1 protein-coding gene is annotated in these 567 nt (G+C 63.7%); it reads right to left on the bottom strand.

Annotated elements, in window-relative coordinates; genetic code table 11:
- Window positions 1-275: 275 nt before the first annotated feature.
- On the bottom strand, window positions 276-567 hold a 292-nt coding region (locus AC1DWF_RS37280; protein ID WP_476843450.1), incomplete at its 5' end, for an HD-GYP domain-containing protein.

The following is a 567-nucleotide window of genomic DNA, read 5'->3' on the forward strand; positions in this document are numbered from 1 at the left end:
CCCCTGGAATGCCCCCAGCCCGAGCATGGCGAGGCAGGCCAGGATGACATAGGCGGTGAACCCAGGACGCATCGCCTGGAACGCGCGACGGGCATGTACATGTCCCGAAGGCGAGTTGTGCGAGGCAGACTTCGACATTGGCTTCTCCCAAAAACGCACGGTTGGTGGCGCGTGCTAGTGGATGACTGCAGTGACAGGGGCACCCAGTGGCGGTGAATTTCACCTGCTATTCAAAGGTTGGTGATGCTCACGCACGCCCCGGACACCGCCGTGGGTCACGCCGCCAAAAGGTAGTTCAAAATCGGGGTGGGGCTGCGGGCGCCGATCCTTCGACGACCTACCGCCGTCCGCTCAAACTGCCTCCAGAGCGCGACGATCTCGTCGAACCTGCCCATCATCGCCGCGACCAGCTGCGGATCGAAATGCTTGCCGGCCTCTGCTGGAAGGAACCTTGCAATCTCCTCCGTGCTCCAGGCGCCCTTGTAGGGGCGCTCGGACATCAGCGCATCGAACACGTCCGCGAGGGCAACGATGCGGCCGGCCAGGGGAATCTGCTCGCCCTTGAGC

The sequence above is a fragment of the Aminobacter sp. P4_D5 genome (genome assembly GCF_056401815.1).